Genomic DNA, 5,200 nt, shown 5'->3' with positions numbered 1-5,200 from the left:
CATCCTAGACCTCGCCGACCCGGCGCCGCCGGCAGTTCGTCGTCTCCGGCGGCTACGCCGCCTCCGACTCCTCACTACCGGCCAAGATGAATGTCGGTACACCGGACGTAGTCATTGTCGCCGCCCAAGGTCGTGGATTTCGCCTCGGGAAGGACCTTGGCTGCGATCGAGTTGTCTACTTTGCGTGATTTGCGAGCGGCAATGTCCAGCTATTTTGGTCCTGGTTTCCTGCGGTGGGTTGGAGGGTCAAACGGGCAGGACACTAATATAGTACGAGGGCTGTGTGGAAGTAGAGATACACATGCGCCAAAGCCGGTTGCCATCGTCCTGTTGGCTGGATCTTGCGAGGCGATGACCGGGGGGGACGTCGGCAGCCTCGCATTTCGCCGGCCGAAGCCGCGGCCGGTCATCTATTGCATAAACGTCGGCGCTGCCCATGGCACTCGCCATCCTGTCGACGGTATGAGGCGGCGAGGCGATCATTATGTGGCTTGGTGCAACTGTGGCGCGCATTTCAAATTCACTCAATGGTCCGGGCATAATGCCACCGACGCGCAACCTTGCAGACCCGGAAGCGGTAAACATCGTTCAATTTTAGGGCAAACCGTACTCGCGCTGCGCGCACAAGGAAAGACTCGTCGGGAAATCGGAGCGTCTCTTAAACTCGACTATAAAACCGTCGCAAATCTCGATCGTACGCGCGGCAAGCCACAGTTACACCGATCAAAATCAATAAAAACCGCGGCGAGCAAAATAGCAACCGAAGAACGCTAAGCGACGGCCTTCAAGCCCGAAAGTCGCTCGAAACGTCAAGCTGACCCTTTTATCGGCGTGGCGCAAAGCGCTATGGGGCGGCCAAAGTCGCAACTTTCGCCAAATTTGGCGGCGCGGTTGTTGCAATCGACATCATAGGTCGCGGCTTTGTCCGCCAGTTGATGCAAGGGTTAGCCGACCCAATCGCCTATACGGCACAGGGGCCAAGTCGCAACTTTTTTGACAGCTGAGAGGAGCTCTCAATTGGCAAAAAAGTCGCGACCTACAGAAAAACACTGATTTTTTGGCAAAACAGTCGCGACTTGCCCTGGTGAGCGGGAATGCGGCTATAAAACTTTAGCGCTTCGCGCGTGCCAGATTACTTCGTTTGCCGAATGACAGTTGAGACTTCCTTTCGCCATTCGAGGTTTTTGCCGCAACACTTGCTTCAGCAGCTCAGCCTCAAGGCTCTAAACATTAAACCCGCCGTTGCGCTTCGACCTTGAAACCGCCCTGGGTTTAAGGGCGGGGTGCCCGTTGACTTGACTGACAGCCTTTGCAACAAGCGCTTGATGTGTTCCACGAGGAGCGCGGTTGTTTTCTGACCGTGACCTCCTAAAACTAGGCTCAGTGTACCCGTGAGATGGGCGGCCCCAGTTTAGATTCAGCGCACCGTTTGCAGCTGATGAGGACCTCCTGGATTTACTCACCGCACACGTGAGGGAAGATCCGGTTAGGGTTGCCGTTAGCGAGACCGGTTTGAATATATCTGTATGCGCGTCAGATGCTGCCAGCGTGTTTCCACTCCCGAGAGACGACAGAGCTACCGGTGTCAACTTCCCGCAGGTCTCGAATAATTACAGTCTGCGGGGTCGCCAACGTAATGGCCGCTGCACGCAACCGCTTGAGAATGTCGAACAGCAGGTCGCTCTTCGTATCGGCCGTTATCCTGGGGCTGCGGACGTAGCACGCTGTCACAATGCTCGCAAACGACGAGCGTAGGGAAGGTTTGCTTGAGCATCTGGCAATCAGGACGGCCTGCCACTGCCGCCGGCCACCGTCCGCTGCTGTTGGACGTGGCCCATCTGAGCCGCGCGCGCGTCGAAGTACGACGTCGCATAGTCGATGAACGCCCGGACCTTCGCCGTCATCAGGCCCCTGTCGCGATATGCGAGCCTGAGTTCGGCGTCCCCGCTCATGAGCTCGAAGTCGGGCAGCAGCTGTACCAGCCGGCCATCGTCCAGCTCCTTGCCGACCATCGTAAGAGGCAACGCGCCGAGACCAGCACCGCTCATCACCAGTTCCTTGTTCAACGCGGCGTTGTTGGTCGACACGTCGTGTTCGAGTGGCACGGCGATCTGTTCGCCGCCGCGACGGAACCGCAGTTGTGGTTCGCTGATCGACGCAAGTATTGTGACGAAGCGGAATGCGGCGAGATCGTTGGGCCTTTGCGGTAGCTGGCGCCCCTGCAGGTAACTGGGCGAGCCCACCACGGCGAGGGGCAGGCGGCACAACGCACGGGTGATCGTGAGCTCGCTCGTGAGCATGAACGGCAGCACGATGCCGAGATCGAAGGCTTCCTTGATCAGATCGACTGGCCGTTCCGCCAGCGTCAATTCGAGCTGCACGGCTGGGTAGCGGGCACGGAACCCGGCGATCAGTGGTGGCAACTCTATCAGCGCCGCGGTGGTGTGGGCGACGAGCCGCAGTACCCCCGCAGGCGCCCGTGCGCGCTCCCCGGTACCGGCCTCGAGCACGTCCAGTTCAGCAACCACGCGCGAGCAGCCGCCGTAAAACTCCTCCCCGGACTCAGTGAGTGCGAGGTGTCGGGTCGTGCGCTGAAAAAGACGCACACCGAGCCTGGTTTCGAGCCCCGTTATCGCGCGCGAGACGACTGCCTTTGAGATGCCCAACGCATTCGCGGCGTGCGTGAAGCTTTGCATTTCGACGACGGTACAAAAGGTTCGCAGCGTTTCGAGATGGTCCATAAGTGTTCGTAATCCAAAGTGAATCGAAATACAAAACCATACGGTTCAGTATAGTGAAACATACTGTTGCCGTCAACGTAAATAAACCATGCAGTTCAGTTATGTTAAAGTCCAAACCTGTAAAGATTGAAGATAGGTCAGGTGCGTTGCCGCCGGCGGCGTCGTCGATCGATTTCATAAACAAAAGGAGAGCCCGAGATGAAGGGGAAAACGGAAGCAAAGCGGCAGGCGATTGTTGACGCCGCGTTTGAGGTATTCAGTGAGGTGGGGTTCGAGCAGGCGTCGATGTCCGAGATTGCGGCGCGGGCAGGCGGGTCGAAAGCCACGCTCTACAGCTATTTCGAGTCGAAGGAAGCGATGTTCACTGAGTTCATGACCGCCGCCGCGCAGGAGGAAGTAGGAGCGGCGTTCGTCCTGCTTAAGACCTCCACGCCGGTTCGCGATGCACTGACGAGATTCGGCACGCACTATCTGGTTGCGGTGCTAAAACCGCAACTGCTCGCGGTGCGCCGTCTCGCGCATCGTGAAGGCGGCCGGTCGAATGTCGGTGCCCTGTTTTATGAGCGCGGGCCGAAGCTCGGCTGGCAAACGGTGGCTGTCTTCCTGCAGCAATTGATTGACGCCGGGCAGTTGCGCAGCTGTAATGTGGCTATCGCGACCTCGCATCTGCGCACCCTGTATGAAGCTGAGTTGATGGAGCTGTGCCTGTTTGGCGTGCCGGCCGATACCAGCCCCCGCAACATCGCGAAGGTCGTCCAGAGAGCGGTCGACGTGTTCATGGCCGCATACGGGCCGACGGACGCCGCACGAACCACGCACTGATTATCCGGCTGCCGCCCGCATTGTCCGGGCGGCAGATCGACATCCATCCAGGGCAAACCGGCGGTCAGTCCTTATACAGCGCGCTGGCCACATAGCGGCGCCGCAGGTCGCCCAGCACCGCTGCAAGGATCGCACTCACCGGCAGCGCGAGCAGCACGCCAAAAAAGCCGAAAAGCTGGCCAAACGCAAGCAGAGCGAAGATCACCGCGAGCGGGTGCAGCCCGATGCGGTCGCCCACGAGTTTGGGAACAAGAAAAGAACTTTCGAGAACCTGTCCAACTCCGTACACGGCTGCGACTACGCCGATGCCGTACCAGCCGCCGAACTGCAGAAGCGCGGCAAGAAGCGCAAGGGCGAGTCCCAGGGCGAAACCCACGTAGGGGATGAACACCGCGATGCCGGTGAAGAGCCCGATGGGCAGCGCGATGTCGAGGCCGGCCAGCGTCAACGCTATCGGGTAGAACACGGCGAGCACGCCCATCACGAGCAACTGGCCGCGTAAGTATTGCGACAGCATGTGGTCCATCTCGGTCACGAGTCCACGGACCTTGCCAACCCAGCGCCGCGGCACAAGGCTTTCCATCCGCGCGAATATCTGGTGCCGGTCGTAAAGCTGATAGAAAAGGACAAGCGGCACCAGTATGACGTTGCTTGCAACAGGAAGCACGACGTTGCTGCCTGTACGCGCGTACCGCCAGGCGGCGAGTATGACGGTCTGGCCGTTGCCGATCGTGTCGCCGGTCAGCAGGTGGCGCACTCCAGGCAAGTCGAGTGAGTAGCTGACGCCCAGCAGTGCCAGCTTCGGTTGCAGCCACGCGTTCAGGCCGGCGATGAAGACAGGAATGTTCTTCGCGAGCTCGGGCCCTTCCTTGTGGATCACGGCGAACGCAAGTAGCGGCAGTAGCGTCAGGAGCAGTGCGAAGAGGAGCATCATCAGCAAGACCGCCACCGCGCGTGGCACACGCTGGCGCACCAGCCACTCGACGCCCGGTTGCAACATGTACGCGATGAGCGCACCGAGCAGGAATGGCGTGAGAACCGGGCGCAAGATCCATAGAAGGATACCGAGGCCAGCGGCGATGGCGCCCCAGACGAGGGTCTGGCGCTGATAGGAAGTCAGGATCATGGTCGGGAGTCGTATTCAGGTGACCCGCACGTGACAGGCAAAAAAGCGGCGGGGTATCGAGGAGGTCATTCGCAGTCGTCATTCAGCATCGGCGAAAGCGGGGCGCGCGCGCCCCGCGTTGGCCTTCAATGTGCCTGTGACGTATCCGCGACACGCGTCGGTTTGGGCGCAAGCCAGATCGCCAGTGCGCCGATGATGAAGCAGCATGCGATGTTAAAGAAAAGCTGGTTGGTGGCGAGCATCACCGCCTGCGACTCGACCATGTTGCTGATCTGCGCCTGCGCCTGATCCGCACTCCAGCCGGAACCGGTCAGCGAGGACATGAAGTGGCCGGCCTGATCGACCAGGCCCGACAACTCCGCGCGGTTGAACTTGGTCTTGTCTTCCCACAACGTGTTGACGACCGACGTGGCAATCGCCCCGCTGAAGGTCCGGCAGAAGCTCATCAGTCCCGCCGCCGACGCCGTTTCGGGCTCGTCGACACTGCTCAGGCCGATGCTCGTCGTCGGCA

The 5,200-nt window shown here is 59.9% G+C and carries 3 protein-coding genes and 1 pseudogene; 1 reads left to right on the top strand and 3 read right to left on the bottom strand.

Annotation, left to right across the window (positions count from 1 at the left end; translation table 11 throughout):
* Positions 1 to 1,781: 1,781 nt before the first annotated feature.
* A complete protein-coding gene (locus F6X39_RS35625) occupies positions 1,782 to 2,741 on the bottom strand; it encodes a LysR family transcriptional regulator (protein WP_187620082.1) in 960 nt (319 codons plus the stop codon).
* Positions 2,742 to 2,939: 198 nt separating this feature from the next.
* Between F6X39_RS35625 and F6X39_RS35620 the strand changes: the two genes are divergently transcribed.
* The gene (locus F6X39_RS35620; protein ID WP_187620081.1) at positions 2,940 to 3,563 is read left to right on the top strand and encodes a TetR/AcrR family transcriptional regulator; all 624 of its coding nucleotides are present in this window, start codon (positions 2,940 to 2,942) and stop codon (positions 3,561 to 3,563) included.
* 64 nt (positions 3,564 to 3,627) lie between these two features.
* Here F6X39_RS35620 and F6X39_RS35615 read toward each other — a convergent pair whose 3' ends face one another.
* Entirely contained in the window at positions 3,628 to 4,704 is a 1,077-nt protein-coding gene (locus F6X39_RS35615; RefSeq protein WP_187620083.1) for an AI-2E family transporter, read from the bottom strand.
* Positions 4,705 to 4,814: 110 nt separating this feature from the next.
* A pseudogene (locus tag F6X39_RS35610) lies at positions 4,815 to 5,200 on the bottom strand (MFS transporter); the annotation flags it as partial.

The organism is Paraburkholderia sp. UCT2 (assembly GCF_014397665.1).
GTDB classification, from domain to species: Bacteria; Pseudomonadota; Gammaproteobacteria; order Burkholderiales; family Burkholderiaceae; genus Paraburkholderia; species Paraburkholderia tuberum.
The sequence above is the reverse complement of the archived record's forward strand: the minus strand, read 5'-3'. Positions and strand labels throughout refer to the sequence as shown.

What these genes read in the sequence shown, in the direction of transcription:
- F6X39_RS35625 (WP_187620082.1), bottom strand. Translation starts at nt 2,741, where the DNA reads ATGGACCATCTCGAAACGCTGCGAACCTTTTGTACCGTCGTCGAAATG.
- F6X39_RS35620 (WP_187620081.1), top strand. Translation starts at nt 2,940, where the DNA reads ATGAAGGGGAAAACGGAAGCAAAGCGGCAGGCGATTGTTGACGCCGCG.